Genomic DNA, 15,604 nt, shown 5'->3' on the forward strand with positions numbered 1-15,604 from the left:
TCCCCCACAAATATTATTTAAGGATCATTCTGTGAACCAATTTTAACGGAGAGATAATAATATTTTTTTCATAGTTATTCAATGCAAACATCCAAATCAATAAAACATATACACTTCCTACTAGAGTAGCTTTAATTATAAATTCTATTATATTTTCAGATGGAATAATTATTTTAAATAAATATCCTATTAATATTGAAACAATAATCGGTACACTAAATTTAAAATGGCATTCTTTAAAAAATCTATAAATACTAACTCCTAGAACCTTATGATAAATAATATTCATCCAAATAATATATGAAAATATAATTCCTATCGATGAACCTAATGCAGCCCCTACAGCCCCCATCCCGTTACTAAGAATAAGTGATACTGTCACACTTGTTATTGCAGAGAAAATAAGGCCAATTGCCTCTAATTTTACTTTACCTTGCGCAACTATCATTGTACGAAGAATTGTTTGTGTTGATGTAATTAACAGGGGTAAAATAAGTAGTAACGCCACTATATATGAATTATTAAAGAATTTACCTACCCATAGTTCAATGAAATTCTTTCCTATTGAAGTAAATATTACAACTATGGCCCCAATAATAGTTAATTGGATTCTACCAACTTTTATAGTCAGTTCTTCTACTTTTTCTTTTGCGTCTTCCATTTTTACAATTCTACTTACTTTTGGCAAAAACAATCCGCTTAATGCACTTACGAAAGTGTTTGTATACCCAAATAACACCATTCCTATAGAAAATATTGAAATCTGGTTACTTCCTGAGAACATACCAAGAATTGTTGGTTGTATAGAAACAAGCATATTATAAAGAATTATGTTAACTGTCATCCAACCTGAAAATGAAAAAATATTTTTCGCCATACTTTTATTAATATACTTGTAGTTAACTTTAATTGTTGTATTTTTTTTTATAATAATTAATTTAACTATTATCAATATAATTCCAGCAATTATATTTGAAAAAACTAATGAATATAATCCCAGTCCAAAAAATAGTGCTAGTATAACTAAAGCTATCGTTAAAACCTTATTTAATAAGTTACAAATTTGTAATGGCACAAAAAGCTCATACCCAGAAATTATTCCATCTATAGGCTTAAAAGGAAATGAAAAAATACTAAACAAACCAACCAAAACAAACAATATCTTAAAATTTTTCACTTCAACCGCTGTTAATTGTATAAATATTTTGTCAATTAAACAGTATATAACTATGAGTGTTATAAGAATAATAAATGCAAATATCAGATACAATTTAAATGTTAATCCAAGGAAGTTATAAATATTTTCTTCTGAATTTTCTGCTCTATACTTAGCAATAAATCTAGTTACTGACTGTCCTAAACCAAAATCAAGAACAAAATATGCTAAAAAACTAGTAGCCAGAACATACAATCCGTAATCAGATATGCCAATCACAGAAATCATCCACGGTGTATAGACAAAACCAGCTAATATATTAAATATAATAACTGAATATGATATAATTGCTGCAATTTTCAATTGTTTCGTGCTATTACTGATCGGAATCATCTCCTATTAATGCTGGACAATAACTTTCAAATCGACAAAAAATAATAACTCTCCAAAGCTCTGTATCGATTGGATAACTTCTTAAAATTATTGTTGCCAAAAAAAAGTATAGCTTTCCAAATTAGAGCTTGATATTGTGTTTGAAAAAAACATATATAGTGATGCTAGTACATATCCATAATTACCAATTAAACGTATTATTCTATCATTAATCGCATTTAATATATTTGGTATATAAAGAATTAAAAATATCGAATAATAAAAACTGAGTCTCATTACCGCCGGATGAAACTGTGTCATAGGAATAATAATTGTAGCTGCAATAATCATAAAGAATAAATATTTATTGTTTTCACTTTTTTCTAGGAACGGTTTTCGATAAATTATTCCAATTAGTAAGGAGAATATCAGTAGGAAGTAAAATCTATTTCCTCCTGTTTCACTAGAACCGTAATCCACTCCAGAATAATAAAGCAGCAGCTCTCTAAGCTTGTCTTTGAAGATAAGAAAACCTAAAACAATAACGGCTAGAAACAATACTGATCTTTTATTTAGCTTGAATTTATTAAACCAATAACTAGGTAAAAATACCAATGCAGTAACATGAAATGTCGAAGCCAAACCAACAATTAAAAGGAATTTAATTAGCTGCTTTTTATAGATATATTGAAAAGCAATTAAAATAAGTGCTATTGCTATAGTCTGTCTTGTCGCAGTCATACCAAAGGTGTAAAATCCAAAACCAATGAAGTATATATAACTCAAAAATGGAATTGACGAATGCTTATAAATGTTATAAGAAACCGCCCCAACATATAGTAACGCTACAATAATGAGTAAAATCTGGAAATTGCTAAATAAAAGATTCACCGAAAACTCAAATAACCTGTAACCATACTCTTTTGTTACACCTATAAAAATATCAGAAAATGATAAATAACTCCTAGAAATAAATGAATAATAATAATTATACGTATCAATACCAACAGATAGCCCTCTTAATCCAGCTATAACAGTTAATACAAAGGTTATAATCAAAGTATAAAATCTATTTTTTTCTATAACAGTTTTAGTTTTAAGAAGTGTTCTTGTTCGGAATAATGGATAAGTTGCAATGATAAATAATAGCAAGAAAGGATATATTATCATTTTATTAGACCTTCATATAATTCTTTATATTTTTGGTACATCAGTTCTTTAGAATAGATTTCACTAGCCTCTAAATAAATGGAATTACCAAACTCTTCTTTTAAATAAAGCCATTTCTTTAGAGCGTTCTCTAAAGCATTTAAATTTCCGTAGGTAACAAATTCGCTATATTTTTTTATTGAAATGGTTTCAGGTGCACCGGCTTCAAATCCGACTATCGGAGTTCCACATGAAAGAGATTCAGCACAAACCATCGAAAACGTTTCTCTTTTACTTGTCAGTAAAGTTAAATCTGCCATAGAATAATAAGCAGCTAATTCAATTTGATTATGAGTATGTTTAACTGGGATTATATTCTTAGGTAAATTATCAGTAGGTCCATTAAAACCTACAATAATAATCTTAACATTATCAGTTTTAAATTTTTCGGCGATCATTAATACATACTGACCTCCTTTTAAAGGGTTAAGGAAGTTAGGTGTTATGTGGAGAATAACCTTCTCATCTTTAATTCCATGTTTTTTTTTTAACTCAAAGTAACTTGTTGGCATAAATGTATTTATTGTATCTATACCATTAGTAATAACGGAGATATTTTTATCTTTAAGAAACGGTGATTGTTTAACCCTATTGCCTACCCATTCTGAGACAGGAACAATAATCAAGTTGTTAAATCCATTAAAAGCTTTGGACATCATAGACCATTCTTCTGCACTTCTATCAAAGATCCACGTTTTTGCTCTTTCTCTATTTAATTCAGGGCAGATACCACAACCTGTTTTCCACTTTTCACACTCCAAAGAATAACCGCATCCTGCAGTATACATAAATTCAGCATGAAGTGTTAAAACAGTTTTAATATTTTTCCACTTAAGGAATTCTAATAATTTATATATATTTACAAAATATCCGTTAAGACAATGCAAATGAACTATATTAGGATTTTCTGTTTCAATAATGTTAATTAATTTCCTGGTCGAAATTTTACAACCTGAATATGCATACCCAGTTATTCTAGACCGTAATGATTGCATTTTCATAACGAATTCTGGTGCGGTTTTATAAACACTTTCTTCTTGTATATCTTCCCCACGCCCATAACAAACTACTGATTCATAGCAATCATTAATTAATTGCTGATGTAAATCATAAACTATTTTACCCGTGCTGCCTTTTTTATATACAACATTGACTTGCATTACTTTCATAAGTTCCTTATCCTTTCAATTAGACATAGCACTAAAATTCATCTAAAGTATACAGTCCTTCTTCATTAGTTTTTTCGGTTCTAATAATTTTTATAAAATCCTCATATATCATTTGTTGTACATTATCTTTCTTATGATTACGCTGCCCACATTTAAGTGCATTTTGAGCATAGATATTAATTAAATTTGGATTTTCAACTATTTTCTTAAGTTCAATTGAAATGTCATTTAAGTTGCTTATGGTAAAGGCTGCATTCTCCTTCTTAAGATAAGTAAATCCTGAGTGCTTATCCCAACTTATCACCATAACCGCACATCCAGAACCAAGACAATCTATTATTTTGGTAGAGAATGAAACTTTCGTTAACAATCGATTTCTAAGGTCAAAGGATTCAACATGAAGTGCAATATCTGAGTTATTGTATATAGTTTTCAACTCCTCAGGTGATACAGCTCCTTTAACAAATGAATTCTTACCGTCATCTAACAACTCCCTCTGTCTATTTGACATTTTATCTCTCGTATAAATTTCTAATAAAATTTTTGTTTCGGCTTCATTTATTACCTTTAATGCTTTTCTAATTGCCACAAGGGTTTTCCATCTATTACTATAAATTTTTCCGGCATATATAATTTTAATTGGCTTTTTAACTTTTGAAATAACCGTAGTATCCTTAAATTCCCCACACTTTCTTAAAATTTTGAATTTTTCACCAAATTCATTCTGATATTCCTCTCTCTGCTCATCTGACAATGTGTAGTAAAGCGAATAACTTAACATCATTTTTCTAAACATGTTTCTCAATATTAGTTTTTTTACCCAAAAAATTGGTGAAATCCTAAAAATCCTCATAGAGTATTCGGCATCTCCCGTGAATGCAACAATCGGGACCTGGGCAATGTTACAAACAATTTTTTCTAGTCTAAGCATTTTTATAGTAGCTAATCGCGGACTAAAAATAATATCTGGTTTAAATTCATCAATGAATTTCTGTAAAGCTTGAAAATCGTATTTTCCATAGAACCAAATTAACTCTCTCACGGCTCTTAAAGATTCCGTTGTTATAAACTTGAGCCTTGAATACAATCTTTTATTTTCACTTTCCCCATCAAATATAGCTTTATCAGCTAAACTATTTAGTTTAAAGGATTTCCCCGCCTTTTTTTTACCAAAAATACTCTTTAACATCATACTATCAGTAATTTGAAAGTATTGATTACAACAAGGATTTAAGGGACTTCCAGGGCTACAGTAAATGTTTGCAAATTCAGCATCAAAACCTTGGAACCAATTAGTTAAAATATTATTACCATGTATTTCGTCATTCCAAACCTCATCTGAAATTATTAAAATCCTCATTCTTCTTTTCATTATTAACCTCTAATTTCTTAATTAAAATAATTATTAACTATGTAAATATGTGTAATATATTAATATCTAAAACCAAATGAGTACTTCAATACACTAAATAACTTACTAATGTAGTATATTAATAATTTGCTTTTTGTTACTAAAAATAACATTAAGAGTCGATATTTAAGGCCAGGTTTGTAAGCCCCCGAAACCATTTTAGAGAATTTTTTACTTTTTATCACTGTAGCAATATAGTTAATTTTTTCTTTTCTTGTTAAATCACAATTTTTATGAAATAGGTTAATGAAAGCAGCATATACATTCTTAATATAGATAAACTTTATTCTGGCTAATACTTTTTCATCATTACATCTTTTCACAAAATACTCCATAAGTAAATCGTGAACATCATTTGTCATATCATATTTCTTAGCATAATAGCGTGATGTCACGCTCTCACCTGGTCTTTTATTGTAATGATATAAAGTGCTCTCAATCACACATACTTTATTGGCATGTTCAAGCACTTTTAAATTGAAATATAAATCTTCTTGCAAACTAATATGATGAGGCATTCTTATATCATTCATTTTAACAATATAAGTTTTAATCAGTTTACAACAAGGGCCATTTATTTTTTCATTTTCCACTAAATCCAAGATATTTATAGGTATATTTATGTTCCCTAATATGATACGATGGCGCATATTATGTTTAACTGATAGTATTAGATCTCCTTGACTATTATAGGTATCAACCATCATACCACACATTACAAAATCCGCATTTTCATGTTCTGCTGTTTCAATAAGTAATTGAAGCATATCCTTTTCAATATAATCGTCCGCATCTACAAACATCAAATATTTACCGGATGCATTTTCAATTCCTAAGTTTCTGGCTGCAGAAGCACCTGAATTTTGTTGATAGTAAACTTTGACACGTTTATCCTGAAATTCGAATTTTCTACAAATTGTATTACCGTTATCTTTTGAACCATCGTCAACTAATATTAATTCAAAATTTGAATAGGATTGACCTAGAATGCTTTCTATACAATATGGTAAGTATTCTTCATTGTTATAAACTGGAACGATTATACTTACAAGTATCTCATTCATTGGATAACACTTCTCCGAATATTTTTTTCAATTTACCAATTGAAGCCTCTAATCTAAATTTATTCGCAATTTGCATATTTTGTATTCCCATATTAATTCTCAATTCATCATTTTTTAGTAATCTTTCAATTGCTTGCGCAAAACTATGAACATCAGTTGGATTACAGATATAACCAGTTACACCATCAGTAGAATAATCCACAATACCATGGACATTAGACGTAATTATTGGTAGGCCAGTAGCCATTGCTTCTATTGCGGCTAAACCAAGTCCTTCACGTTTTGATGGAAACGCAAAAATGTCAGCCGATTTGCAAATTTCATCTATATCTTTACGGTACCCTAATAACTTAACCTGCTGATCTACACCTAATTTTTTGGCCAAATCCTTCAGATAATTCTCCAATTTTCCTTTACCACATATAACATAAAAAACATATGGATTATTTAGTTTTGCAACAGCTTTTATAATAACTTCATGATTTTTATTCTCATTCAACTCTCCAACCGAAAGAATTACAAAAGCCTCATCTATTGTAACCCCCAATTCTCTACGTTTCCTAGCTTTATCAATAACCACTTTACTGTACTTTTCAGTATCGATCCCGATACCTGGTATTTGTTCAATCTTATTTATCTTAAATTTCAGAGCTCTGTTATGGTCTTCTTTATTAATTGTAATGATTATATCTGTATATCGAGCTAAAAATCTCTCAATTGGATAATATAATATCCAGTTCTTGAAGGGAGCACCCTTAAAAAAATGAAATCCATGAGCAGTATAGGATACTTTCGTTCCCTTTTTCCTTTCGTTTCTAGCTGCTAACCGTGTGACTAAACCCATAACGGGCTCATTAGTAGAAATTAAATCATATCGTCCTGTTGATATGATTTTTCTCATCTCGAAGTATCCCTTTATGTTTGAGAACTTGAAAGGATTTCTATTTAGTCTCACATAATGAATAGTACTCTTATAAGCACCTATCAGTCTGCTTCTAAGTAACTCGTCATAGCCATCCAGATTTGAACAAGCAAGCTCAACAATGTATCCCTCGTCAATTAAAGATTTTACATGTGGAATTAAAAAATGATAGGCCATTGCGTTAGTTGAAGTAAATAATACTTTCTTAGCTCTCATAAACTAAAAACCTTCCAGGATTTCGGCTATTCTTTTAGCAATCTTAATAGCACTTATGCCATAAACATCTCTTAAATATTTCTGCGAACCAACGACACTTGAATATTTATCTTCTAAACCTATCTTCAAAAGTCTTGCTTTTGGTACTCTTAATTCACCTAATACTTCTGATATAGCACTACCAAAACCACCTATAATGTTGTGTTCCTCAATGGTTACAATTAGTTCATACTTTTCAGCACAAACCTCTATTGCTTTCTTGTCTATCGGTTTAACAGTAGGAAATGTATATAAAGATGGTGTTATTCCCACCCTTTTCAATAATTCACTTGCTTCAATAACCTCATCGAAAATAGCCCCTGTAGATAATATCGCTACCTTTGAACCATCTCTAACTTTGATCGCTTCACCAATCTTAAATTCATTTAATTTTTCGTGGATTCTCTTTTCACCACCTCTACCCAGTCTTAAATAGCACGTACCATTATTCTCGTATATTGCTTTTGTAGCATACTCAGCTTCAACTAGGTCACCAGGTGCTAGTACAGTTACTCCAGGTAAAGCTCTCATAATTGACAAATCTTCTGTAGCATGATGGCTCATTCCAAGTGAGCCATAAACAAAGCCCCCGCCCACACAAACTACCTTCACATTAGCATTGTGGTATGCACAGTCATTTCTTATCTGTTCAAGACAACGTAATGTTGGAAAGTTTCCAATAGAATATGTATATACAATCTTACCCTCTAGTGCCATGCCGGCTGCAAGACCAGTCATATTTTGTTCAGCAATACCTGCATTAGTAAATTGTTCAGGAAACTCCTCCCAAAATGGTTTCAGAACACCAAAGCCCAAATCACCTGTTATAAGATGTACTTTTTTATCTTTCTTAGCAATTTCTATAAGAGTTTTAACAAATGTATCTCTCATTCTCTTTGTGCCTCCAACTCTGCTACAGCAGCATCGTACTCTACACCCTGAGGAGTCCTGTAGTGCCAAAGAATATTATTTTCCATGAAGGAAATTCCTTTACCCTTTATTGTATTTGCAATAATAACATTTGGTTTTACTTCGGATAATTTGGACAAAGTTAAAGCTTTTCTTAAATCTTCATGGTTATGTCCGTCGACTTCAATTACATTCCATCCAAATGCTTGCCACTTATCTGCAAATGGCGATAATGCAATCGTATTTTCACAGAAATCGAGACTCTGCATTTTATTGTGATCAATAATAGCGATGAGGTTGCTTAGTTTATAATGGTGTGCAAACATAGCAGCTTCCCAAACAGAACCCTCATTGCACTCACCATCACCACAGATAACATAAATATTATGTTGTTTACCATCCTTTTTAGCCGCTAGTGCCATACCAGAGCCCACAGACAGCCCATGACCAAGTGAGCCTGTAGAAAATTCAACTCCTGGAACTCCTTTGTGAGAAACATGCCCTGATAACTTACTTCCATTGGCGTAGTGTGTTTTCAATTCTTCAACATCGAAGAATCCCTTTTCTGCAAGAGCTGCATATATAGAGGCTCCGGCATGACCTTTACTGAGTATAATTCTATCCCTCTCGGACATTTTAGGATCATGCGGGTTGACATTCGCAACATCGTTATAAAGGACCGCTACGATATCGGCCACTGATAAGATTGCACCTATATGCGAACCATGAGATATATGAGTCATTTCAATGCCATGGCGTCTAATTTTCCATGCCAGTTGTTCGCTTGACATACAAATAATCCCCTCCCACTTGCTTCGGTTACTGAAAAAAAATAATTATGTCATTGACGAACTTACCGCAACTTCCTTATTAATATGGTTTTCTATTTTTTGTGCCTTAAACGCTGTAACAATCGGGGTAATCTCTCGTGGCAGCTTTTGAGTTCGAGAAAAAATTTTATATATTGTCCAAAAAACGATTTTCAAATCACTCAAAAAAGAGTTATTTTTTCTATAGAATAGTTGAAGCTGAAGTTTCAATGGCCGTATGTATTTTAGATAAGCTTCATCAGGGTCGACCACTTTGGTGAAAATTTCAAACTGATCAAAATTTGTAATTGACGCCCAATCAGTTATTCCTGGTTTTAAATCTAAAATACTTTTTTCTTCTTCTGTATACATATCAACATAAAACCGAAGTTCAGGGCGAGGGCCTACAAAGCTCATATCACCAATCAACACATTAATCAGTTGTGGTAATTCATCAATTTTTGTATTCCTTAAAAAACGACCAATAGGAGTTATACGGTCATCCTTATCTCCAACATTCCATTTACCTTTACCCTCTGCATCTTTTATCATCGATCGAAACTTAAAAATTTTAAATGGTTTCCCGTGCTTTCCTATACGCACCCCTCTAAAAAAAAACCCACCCGGAGATGTAGTTGCAACTATAGTAGCAATTACGATAAATAATGGTGATAAAATCAATAGACCTATTAGACTAAATACGATATCGAATCCTCTTTTCAAAGTATACACCTCTACATATTTGCTCCATCAACCGGTACAAGTGCTGCTTGCATAAATGAAGCTTGCTCACTTGCCATGAATAAAACTACATCAGCAATTTCTTTCGGGGCGCCAAATCTGTTTGCTGCTTGATGATGCTTTAAAAAATCTTCACAGCGAGCTGGGTCTGCAACAATAAATTTGTCCCAATAACTTCCCGGAAAGGTAACTGCTCCTGGCATAACAGCAGACATTACAACACCAGTAGCTGCAATCGTACGACCCACAGTTGTCACGTAAGCATTTAAAAACGCCTTTGCAGATGCATATAATGGATTACCACGTAACATTACAGCTGATATTGAGGAGATATGAATAACACGCCCCCAACCCTTATCTATCATCGGCTGTATTAATACGTTATTCATATCTATTGCAACTCCGGCATTAAACTTCCAGGCATATTGCCATTCGTCCAAGGTTCCTAGTGCATTTCTACTAACTAATGAGCCACCTACATTATGAACAACAATGTCAAATACTCCTCTTTCTTTTAATAGCTTCCGCGCAAGTTGATTGGCATTCAGTTCCATGATATCAGCCACATAATATGCATGATCTTTATCTACTGTTTGTTTCAATTCTTCATTAAGTTGCACTAATAATTCTTCACTACGAGAAATTGTGGTGACCCGTGCTCCTTCTTGAGCAAAAGAAATTGCAATACTTCTACCAATTCCCTTACTAGCTCCAACTACCAGGACATTTTTATCCTTAATTCCTAAATTCATTTTTAAGCCTCCAATGAGCCTATCCCTATACATATTAAAAAAATAAATGACTACTATTATAAGAAGTTGTATTACACAAAATGTTAAAAAGTTCAGTTAGAATATCAGAATCAATAATAGCGTCTAATCAATGTTAACTAAGTTTTTATTAATAATATTCGTGATATACTCCAGCATCTCATCTCTCAAATCCTCACGTTGCAAAGCGAACTCAAGAGTCGTCTTAATGAATCCCAGCTTCTCGCCCACATCGTATCGAATGCCCTCGAAGTTGTAGGCGTACACCGCTTCATATTGGTTCAGCTCCGCGATGGCGTCGGTCAGTTGTATCTCTCCACCAGCGCCTGGTTGCTGATTTTCCAGCAGCTCGAAGATCTTCGGGGTTAAGATATACCGTCCCATGATGGCAACATTAGAAGGCGCATCCTCTTTCTTCGGCTTCTCCACTAGATTGTTAACACTGTAAAAGCGGTCGTGGATCTCTTTTCCATCCACTATTCCGTACCTGGAGACTTCGTCTAGAGACACTTGTTGAACACCGATCACCGATGCTTTATAGCGATCGTATTGCTCGATCATCTGTTTTAGACAGGGCCTGTCTGCTTTGACGATGTCATCGCCCAGCAGGACGGCGAAGGGCTCGTTCCCGATAAACTTCCGCGCGCACCATACCGCATGACCTAGGCCTCTGGCCTCTTTTTGGCGGATATAGTGTATATCGACCATTTTAGAGGACTTTTGTACCTCTGTCAGCAAATCTATTTTCCCTTTTTCTAGTAAATTATGCTCGAGCTCGAAGGAGTTATCAAAATGATCCTCGATGGCTCGCTTCCCTTTCCCCGTGACGATGATAATATCCTCGATCCCGGATTCGACAGCTTCTTCAACTATGTATTGAATGGTTGGTTTATCGACAATAGGCAGCATTTCTTTAGGCATCGCCTTGGTTGCCGGCAAAAATCGGGTACCCAATCCCGCTGCGGGAATGATTGCTTTACGTACTTTCACTAAATATCCCCCTCAAGCATATTGCAAAAATGTAAATTAAATATTACGACTGCAACTATTTCATATAAAATAAACATCCTAGTCTTGGCAAACTGGGCCGGTACAACTCACCCAATCGCCAAGGGATGCTTCTGTGTCTATTGTACCAATTTTCTTTTTTCAATCCTTTGGATATCGTGTGGTTTCGAAATCTGTCGTATTTTTCCCAAAAGAGATCATTGAATCTGGCAAAATGCGACTAACTGATGTCTATCATAACTCAAAAATGGTTAAAAAGTGATAAAATTTTTTTTATGTACTGAGCTGCGGCCCGGTCGAATGGCACTTGAAGTCGAATCGGGGGATTCGCAGAAAAAATAAGCGAAGTAGGAAAGTCCTAAGGGGTGACTGGCGTTTGGTGGCATGGGAAAGCGGGGGTGCATTCGGAGGGGTGATTCATCAGGGGACGTCGTTAGCCAGCATAATTCATTCCTTTGAGTATCGGCATGTGAAAGAATAGGCACCTATTGGTACTGCATCGCCATTCTTAACTAGCTAAAGTTATCTCAATATTTTTTAAAAGTACTGGGAATACTGCTTTTGCTATCGATCGATCTGTGTTAGTTAAAGAAAATACTGCATTAATTTGTCGCAAATAACTCCCCCCCTTTTCAGCAGATTCGACTTACTTCATCTCAACTTATTGATACAATAAATTAAAAGTTTTATTGAGGTGAGGTGACCGGGAAAATGAAAAGGGTAGAGTTCATCAGACGTGGTGACGAAATTATAAAAATAATATTTAATAATGACACCGTTCACATTGTACAAGAAAATTTATTAGCACCACTCGGAGATGTTTATTTGACCCAAAGTGATGTTCTCACAATTGCTACATATTTAGCGGAATATAAAGAAAGCCAGAAAATTAAATAACTTCGTTAGTTAATCAAAAAAGAACACCCTAGGTGCTCTCTGTAATGCACCCCGTAGAAATGGACATTGGATAAAACCTGGTTAATCCGATGAATTCTAGGGGGTGCATTTTTATGGCTAAAAAGGGACAGACGTTTAATCATTATCCGCATGAGCTGAAAACAGAGGCTATTCGATTGAATGTTGATGAAGGCTGGACGTATCGACGGATTATGGAGCATCTGGGTATATCAGACAGACATCGGTTTAAGATATGGATGAGGAAATATAAGCAACTTGGTGAATTTGGCCTCATGGATTAGAGATCAGGACCGATATGTTCAAAAGCTTAAAAGGGAGAATAAGATGCTAAAAAAGTGTTTGAAATCTGGATACAGAAGGTGTGCGGAATAAATACGAGGCGATTGAGAAGGCGTCGGAATGGTATAACGTAACCGAACTTTGCGCCTATTTTGCGTGTCTAGAAGCGGCTATTATGCTTACAAGAAGCGAAAACAAGGCGATCGGGACAAACCGGTTAAAGACCTGATCCAAGCTATCTATAAGAAGTACGACACCTGAAAATCCGCTTCAAAGATCGGTTCCATGACCAGTTTTGTCGCCATCTGTATGACTCGGTCTCGGACAGTGGGAATGCCCAGCGGCCTTTGTTTTCCGTCTTTCTTCGGAATGTAGTGCCGTCTTACGGGCTGAGGATGGTATTTTCCCTCTTTGAGGATGCGATGACAGTCGTCCAAGAAGAAGTATTCCCCTTGCTTTTCGATGTCGGCGAGTGTTTCACCATCTACTCCTGCGGAGCCTTTATTCGCCCGTACTCTTCTCCAAGCTTCCCATAAAATGTCCATCCGGTAGACCTTGTCATACAATGCGTGAAATCTACGCTTCTTGCTTTCCTTGGCCGCATGACCTAGCTTCTCTTGGAGTTGTTGAACTTTTTCCTTTGGTGTCGTTAGCCGCTTGGCATTCACTGACTCTTACCTCCTCAAGAAACATGAACAAAGCAGGGTTCCTTCCCTCCCGCAGGTTGTGTTGTCCTGCGTTCTTCGGTAGTATGAACCCCTCGGACTCCCTTCCTGCAGACTACTCACTTCACCTTCTGGCTTATAGAGTATCTCTTTACGGTTTCAAAAAAAAATTTTTTTTCGTGCAGGGGAGGGTCTCCCCAGTTCACTGCATTCTCTTTCATACCATGCCGATCCCCATACGCCGGAGGATTCTTCACTGCCGCTCCAAGTTCTTAGCAGTTTCCGTGGCCTTCATCCATAATGGCGGGACTCAGCTTCCCCTTTTCCCTCTTGCGAGGCCTTTTTGACGACGCGGCAGGATTCACTTTATGTTACGGCCTGGTATGTTGCTCGCCCTGTCTCTGACTGGTACTTTCGTCGATACGCTTCTACGCACAGATTTCGCCATACGCAGGTATCCTAGCTACACGGGGGCTTGGCCCCTCCCGTGACCGGGCTTTCACCGGCTAGAAAATGCGTGCTTAGCTGGGCACGCCCAATAAAAAAAAAGACACCTCGGCGGTGTCTCTAACTTGTAAACAACCTTACAGTAAAAATTATGGCCATCCATATGGGTATGCAAATGAGAAATCCAAACATTATGCCCTTGAAGCCATTAGGAGAATCAACCATATGAGTTTTCTCCATTTTAGCTAGACACCATACTATTATATTAGCATGGAGTATATTAAAAAGTGCTCGATTCTTGCTTTACAAACCGGGTTCTTATTGTCGACCTTCTTAATAAACGGCATTTTAACATTTTAATTTGAACTTAAAGTTAATAAACAATTAGGGCATGGATTAATTTAAATTTATGGAATACATTAAGTGTTAATTCAAATATTTCGAGCACCAATTTCTACATTTTTCCCTCAACTAACGGATATCTGCCGTATCAAATTTTTGGACAAAAACGCAAAATTCGCATGCACGCCCAAGATTCTCTTTGGTAACAGGGTGTCTGTAATAAATTTCAAAGTCACCACAGACAGGGCACTCAACTTCATGTATGGGTTCCCTTTCACCAAAGATTTTGTCTAATAACAAATCGAACTTTTTCATTTTATCTCCGCCTTTTCCTATGAGTTCTTGCTATAATTTATATCCAAAGAAAGGTGAAATATTACTATGTTTTACGAAGTTCGATAGCGAAAGATCAAATTTGAGGTTGAAAGAACCAAGCCTTCTCGCTCTTAAAACTCAACAAACTTCGGTAGCGGATGGCTGAGGCGGTATATCCAATCGTCATTGTCTATAAAACACCTCCTAACATGAAAAGGAACGAATGGCGTTTGCTTTGAAGGGAATCTATCTTAACAGAACTGCTTGTACTTCAGCGGTTCTGTCTTTGTATAAATAGCAACTTGATGTGGGGAATAATAAAATTGGGGTAAGCTACCGATCGCTGGTTGACGAACCATACCTATATTGCTTGCCAGCAGGCTGTTTTAGACGATAAATTTCCCCACTTCGATACCAACGTAAACTTGCTTGAGTCGAATATCATCAACACCATTCTTGATATAATCCATGTCTGATCGCATTGACTGCATTTGAGCTTTCTTGCAGTTTGTCATCTTCTCTTCTTCTGCTTGCTGCTGCCTGATCGTACGCATGCGACTAGCCCATCCAAGTACAATGCCACTAACCCCAAGCGCCGCCACTATTGCCTCTGTTATTCCACTAATGTCCATCCGATCCAACGCCCCAAATAAAATAGCCCCGATTAGCTCGGAGCTAGCAACTCTATATCCATCAAAATCAGTATGAAGAAAACATTTTTTGCGTATTCCGGAAACTTTGGTCAGTCATTCCGGAAAGTATTAGCCACTCGTTCCGGAAAGTTTTGGTCAGTCATTCCGGTAATGTTTATCCACTTAGAGCCTCTCAAAATGGCTTCTTAAT

General features: G+C 35.2%; 16 protein-coding genes. 2 read left to right on the top strand and 14 right to left on the bottom strand.

Going from position 1 to position 15,604, the window contains the following annotated elements:
* Nucleotides 1–13 precede the first annotated feature (13 nt).
* From FPZ49_RS25135 to galU, 11 genes are all read right to left on the bottom strand, one after another.
* Nucleotides 14–1,549: a lipopolysaccharide biosynthesis protein gene (locus tag FPZ49_RS25135; RefSeq protein WP_144852359.1), complete on the bottom strand. Its 1,536-nt coding sequence runs from the start codon at nucleotides 1,547–1,549 to the stop codon at nucleotides 14–16.
* 87 nt (nucleotides 1,550–1,636) lie between these two features.
* The gene (locus FPZ49_RS25140; RefSeq protein ID WP_144852361.1) at nucleotides 1,637–2,698 is read right to left on the bottom strand and encodes an EpsG family protein; all 1,062 of its coding nucleotides are present in this window, start codon (nucleotides 2,696–2,698) and stop codon (nucleotides 1,637–1,639) included.
* Nucleotides 2,695–3,906 carry a glycosyltransferase gene (locus FPZ49_RS25145; RefSeq protein ID WP_144852363.1) on the bottom strand — a complete coding sequence of 404 codons (1,212 nt, stop codon included), beginning with the start codon at nucleotides 3,904–3,906 and terminating at the stop codon, nucleotides 2,695–2,697. The genes FPZ49_RS25140 and FPZ49_RS25145 overlap by 4 nt, the downstream gene beginning before the upstream one ends.
* A 31-nt stretch (nucleotides 3,907–3,937) precedes the next feature.
* Complete coding sequence (locus FPZ49_RS25150; protein WP_144852365.1) at nucleotides 3,938–5,278, bottom strand: glycosyltransferase family 4 protein; 1,341 nt, start codon at nucleotides 5,276–5,278, stop codon at nucleotides 3,938–3,940.
* A 59-nt stretch (nucleotides 5,279–5,337) separates the two neighbouring features.
* A complete protein-coding gene (locus FPZ49_RS25155; protein ID WP_144852367.1) occupies nucleotides 5,338–6,381 on the bottom strand; it encodes a glycosyltransferase family 2 protein in 1,044 nt (347 codons plus the stop codon).
* Nucleotides 6,374–7,519, bottom strand: coding sequence for a glycosyltransferase family 4 protein (locus tag FPZ49_RS25160; protein WP_144852369.1), 1,146 nt, complete (start codon nucleotides 7,517–7,519; stop codon nucleotides 6,374–6,376). The genes FPZ49_RS25155 and FPZ49_RS25160 overlap by 8 nt, the downstream gene beginning before the upstream one ends.
* Before the next feature lie 3 nt (nucleotides 7,520–7,522).
* Nucleotides 7,523–8,449, bottom strand: a complete 927-nt coding sequence (locus FPZ49_RS25165; RefSeq protein ID WP_144852371.1) for a transketolase family protein — start codon at nucleotides 8,447–8,449, stop codon at nucleotides 7,523–7,525.
* Nucleotides 8,446–9,258, bottom strand: a complete 813-nt coding sequence (locus FPZ49_RS25170) for a transketolase (protein WP_144852373.1) — start codon at nucleotides 9,256–9,258, stop codon at nucleotides 8,446–8,448. The genes FPZ49_RS25165 and FPZ49_RS25170 overlap by 4 nt, the downstream gene beginning before the upstream one ends.
* Nucleotides 9,259–9,303: 45 nt before the next feature.
* On the bottom strand, nucleotides 9,304–9,999 hold the full coding sequence (locus tag FPZ49_RS25175) for a sugar transferase (protein ID WP_144852375.1): 696 nt from the start codon (nucleotides 9,997–9,999) through the stop codon (nucleotides 9,304–9,306).
* 11 nt (nucleotides 10,000–10,010) lie between these two features.
* Nucleotides 10,011–10,769, bottom strand: a complete 759-nt coding sequence (locus FPZ49_RS25180) for an SDR family NAD(P)-dependent oxidoreductase (RefSeq protein ID WP_144852377.1) — start codon at nucleotides 10,767–10,769, stop codon at nucleotides 10,011–10,013.
* Nucleotides 10,770–10,892: 123 nt separating this feature from the next.
* A complete protein-coding gene (gene galU / locus FPZ49_RS25185; RefSeq protein WP_144852379.1) occupies nucleotides 10,893–11,777 on the bottom strand; it encodes a UTP--glucose-1-phosphate uridylyltransferase GalU in 885 nt (294 codons plus the stop codon).
* A gap of 729 nt (nucleotides 11,778–12,506) precedes the next feature.
* Here galU and FPZ49_RS25190 point away from each other — a divergent pair.
* Both FPZ49_RS25190 and FPZ49_RS37595 read left to right on the top strand, forming a co-directional pair.
* Nucleotides 12,507–12,692 carry a hypothetical protein gene (locus tag FPZ49_RS25190; RefSeq protein WP_144852381.1) on the top strand — a complete coding sequence of 62 codons (186 nt, stop codon included), beginning with the start codon at nucleotides 12,507–12,509 and terminating at the stop codon, nucleotides 12,690–12,692.
* Between the two features lie 113 nt (nucleotides 12,693–12,805).
* Nucleotides 12,806–12,994 (top strand): helix-turn-helix domain-containing protein, encoded by a 189-nt coding sequence (locus FPZ49_RS37595; protein ID WP_144852383.1) that lies wholly within the window; start codon nucleotides 12,806–12,808, stop codon nucleotides 12,992–12,994.
* A gap of 237 nt (nucleotides 12,995–13,231) precedes the next feature.
* Here FPZ49_RS37595 and FPZ49_RS25200 read toward each other — a convergent pair whose 3' ends face one another.
* From FPZ49_RS25200 to FPZ49_RS25210, 3 genes are all read right to left on the bottom strand, one after another.
* Entirely contained in the window at nucleotides 13,232–13,660 is a 429-nt protein-coding gene (locus FPZ49_RS25200) for a hypothetical protein (protein WP_261381606.1), read from the bottom strand.
* A gap of 915 nt (nucleotides 13,661–14,575) precedes the next feature.
* Entirely contained in the window at nucleotides 14,576–14,761 is a 186-nt protein-coding gene (locus FPZ49_RS25205; protein ID WP_144852385.1) for an acyltransferase, read from the bottom strand.
* A gap of 386 nt (nucleotides 14,762–15,147) precedes the next feature.
* Entirely contained in the window at nucleotides 15,148–15,393 is a 246-nt protein-coding gene (locus tag FPZ49_RS25210) for a hypothetical protein (RefSeq protein ID WP_144852387.1), read from the bottom strand.
* Nucleotides 15,394–15,604: the final 211 nt, after the last annotated feature.

This window comes from Paenibacillus cremeus (assembly GCF_007786445.1).
Taxonomy (GTDB): Bacteria; Bacillota; Bacilli; order Paenibacillales; family NBRC-103111; genus Paenibacillus_G; species Paenibacillus_G cremeus.

Coding starts and splice junctions, on each gene's coding strand:
- FPZ49_RS25135 (WP_144852359.1), bottom strand. CDS start 1,549: ATGATTCCGATCAGTAATAGCACGAAACAATTGAAAATTGCAGCAATT.
- FPZ49_RS25190 (WP_144852381.1), top strand. CDS start 12,507: ATGAAAAGGGTAGAGTTCATCAGACGTGGTGACGAAATTATAAAAATA.
- FPZ49_RS25180 (WP_144852377.1), bottom strand. CDS start 10,769: ATGAATTTAGGAATTAAGGATAAAAATGTCCTGGTAGTTGGAGCTAGT.
- FPZ49_RS25170 (WP_144852373.1), bottom strand. CDS start 9,258: ATGTCAAGCGAACAACTGGCATGGAAAATTAGACGCCATGGCATTGAA.
- FPZ49_RS25155 (WP_144852367.1), bottom strand. CDS start 6,381: ATGAATGAGATACTTGTAAGTATAATCGTTCCAGTTTATAACAATGAA.
- FPZ49_RS25140 (WP_144852361.1), bottom strand. CDS start 2,698: ATGATAATATATCCTTTCTTGCTATTATTTATCATTGCAACTTATCCA.
- FPZ49_RS25145 (WP_144852363.1), bottom strand. CDS start 3,906: ATGAAAGTAATGCAAGTCAATGTTGTATATAAAAAAGGCAGCACGGGT.
- FPZ49_RS25205 (WP_144852385.1), bottom strand. CDS start 14,761: ATGAAAAAGTTCGATTTGTTATTAGACAAAATCTTTGGTGAAAGGGAA.
- FPZ49_RS25160 (WP_144852369.1), bottom strand. CDS start 7,519: ATGAGAGCTAAGAAAGTATTATTTACTTCAACTAACGCAATGGCCTAT.
- FPZ49_RS25165 (WP_144852371.1), bottom strand. CDS start 8,449: ATGAGAGATACATTTGTTAAAACTCTTATAGAAATTGCTAAGAAAGAT.
- FPZ49_RS37595 (WP_144852383.1), top strand. CDS start 12,806: ATGGCTAAAAAGGGACAGACGTTTAATCATTATCCGCATGAGCTGAAA.
- FPZ49_RS25210 (WP_144852387.1), bottom strand. CDS start 15,393: ATGGACATTAGTGGAATAACAGAGGCAATAGTGGCGGCGCTTGGGGTT.
- FPZ49_RS25150 (WP_144852365.1), bottom strand. CDS start 5,278: ATGAAAAGAAGAATGAGGATTTTAATAATTTCAGATGAGGTTTGGAAT.